This window comes from Psychroserpens sp., from assembly GCF_045105015.1.
Classification (GTDB): Bacteria; Bacteroidota; Bacteroidia; order Flavobacteriales; family Flavobacteriaceae; genus Psychroserpens.
On record NZ_JBGCCX010000034.1, the window covers coordinates 1 to 2592 of the forward strand.

2 protein-coding genes are annotated in these 2592 nt (G+C 31.5%); both read right to left on the reverse strand.

Annotated features, from left to right (window positions below):
• Positions 1-352: 352 nt before the first annotated feature.
• A complete protein-coding gene (locus AB8B90_RS02800; protein ID WP_405333428.1) occupies positions 353-1042 on the reverse strand; it encodes a hypothetical protein in 690 nt (229 codons plus the stop codon).
• Positions 1043-1600: 558 nt separating this feature from the next.
• Positions 1601-2398, reverse strand: coding sequence for a hypothetical protein (locus AB8B90_RS02805; protein WP_405333430.1), 798 nt, complete (start codon positions 2396-2398; stop codon positions 1601-1603).
• Positions 2399-2592 lie beyond the last annotated feature (194 nt).

Here is a 2592-nt window from a genome sequence, read left to right on the forward strand (position 1 = left end):
AAAAATTATGAAGGCAATCATTACTAATGTTAAAACACTATCTATTGATGTTAAATTGCTATAATTTTCAGAAAAGTCAACCACTTGTCGCACAACCGCGATTGAAGAAATTATGAGCAGACAAATTGAAATGAAATTAAAAATTCTTTTGGGATACATTTGATTTATTTAGCTAATAAATTTTTGGGAGTATTAAACATTTATTTTCTTGGTCCAATTATACATAACGTTTGTGCAAAAAGTCGTTGCTGTACGGTACGAAACAGCTATGAAATTTGCATGTTGTTATGCTTTCATTTTTATCACATTTAAATTGTATCAATTGTGCCGAGCAACAAGAGGACACCTTGTTTTATTTAATGTAAAAGTATTGCACCAAATTATAATGATAAACAATTTCTCCACCACCAGGAGGTAAATTTGGATTTAGCATCTTTTTCGCACGATTTAAGTTCATGAAATGATTACCATCTGTAATAAAATTAGACGTATAAAATCCTACATCTTCTATTTCAATTATTGTATCTGTTCCAGCGTAGTCCCAAAAATGAATGTCATTATAATAATCATCATCAAGAGCTATTAAACTAAACTCATTGCTATCCAAATTAGGTGCACTAACTTGAAAGGAAAAATTACCTGTGGAAGAAACACTATCAGGGAAATTTACGAAATAGGTCGTGTCTGGTGGTGCAATAGTATTTCGATAAACGCTACCGTCATGATCTTTAAATTCAATTGTACATGTAGGTTTTCCTTTAAGGTCAAGAAAGTACCCACCACTTTCGTGCCATTCTAAGTCAATTCCATTAACTTTAATATACCCTCTATTCCGAATTTTGAGTGGAGTTGGAGCACCAAGACCATAATAAAAAGGTTCATCAGCATCATGAAAAATTGCAATTATCCGTGTTGAGTTTGATACTGCATGATGATCAATACTAATTTGCGATCTAAACTTCCCTTTAAAATTCGAAGTATACTTCTTTTTACAAGAAATTAAAAAGAAAATTAAAAAACATAAAGTTATCAGTTTAATCATAATATATATACGTACAAGTTATTGTAAAAGTTGCTCATAATAAAGCATAACGTTTAGTATATGGCAAGTAGGGCAGTAGAAAGCGATAAACTTTCAAGTTTGCTCTTAGCCACATTTTTATATTTTGTTTTTATCTTATTCATTTTAAAAGCCAAATTAAAAATTTGGCGGTGTTTGTAAATAGCACTGAACTTTCTTAAACCAACGAATGCCCTATTTGCTATATACCGTGTTGTGCACTGGCTTTTTTCTTTTTAATTATTTCGTTTCCAAATAGTTTCAGTATTAATAGACTGAATATCAGTTCTGGCAAAACTGCTGGCAAATAGACAAACAAAAACATAATGTCAATCGGTAAATGCCAAAATGCCCAAATAAAATACGAGCTTATCACAGTTAATATTCTTGTCAGTATGATAACGAAAATACTTGTCAGCAAAGACTTTTTGTTTTTGTAGAGCACGAAACCTTGAAAAATCGCTCCCAACAGAAACGTAATTGACCCTAAAAATAGAATCAGAACTAAAAGTTCAATTATAGGTGTCGGTTCTTGTTCCATTACTCGTCAATATTTGGTCTATCCTTGAGTAAAGTCAATCTTCTAGGCTCTCGCCTTTGCTTGATATTAACTATTCTGTCTTCGACCATTCCTTTTCTCCCATCTCTTGGGTTTATTTCTCTACCGTTCTTCACGTCTATAGTTGTCATAATATTGACACAGGCGAAGTTCTGCTCAATTCCGCTTTCCTTTTCTATTTTTTTAAAATTTTCTTCCGCATTCTTTTTATATCCAAACTGCTCGAATGTGAGTTCTGTCTCTTTTGGAAACTTTTCTTTTAATTCAATTAAGGTTAGCTCAATTATTTTCATTACTGAATTTCCATAGTCAATTGCTTCTTGTTTAGTTGGGATATAACCTTTATGAATTACCGAGTTTCTAAAAGGAACTTCTTTGTTTTGATTTAATAAAATTGGTTCAGTTCCAAATGTTTTGAAGTAAAGCATAATATAAGCACCAAGTTGTCTTTCCGATTGACTTGAAACTTTTTTCCAAGCTTTATTGATAGACTCAAAATCCTTAGTTGAACTTCTTAAAATGGTTTTTATAAAGAACTCAAAATATCTTTCCATTGCTGAAGTTATAGAAGAAACAGCTTCTCTATAGTACCCGTCAACAATTGCATTAAGTCCATATTCAAATAGGATTTCAAAATTGATATTATCGATTATCGTTTTTGATTTATGCCCTTTTGTACAGTTTACTTCATAGATTCCATCATTATTGACTTGTTCAAATGGCGTTGGAATAGAAGTTCCGTCATACACTTTCGGTTCTCCTTTATTTACCTGTTCCATTAGGCAATCAAAACATATTAAATCTAAAAGCATCATATTTTTTCAGCTTGTGCACAACGTTTGTGTAAAATTAGCCATTTATGGCGAACAGCTTCGCTGTAAATTTTACATGTTGTTAGGCGTAGTTTTACTTTTTAAATTTTAATTACTTTTTGCAATACCAGAGTATCTAAACCAAATCTATCCATCACCAA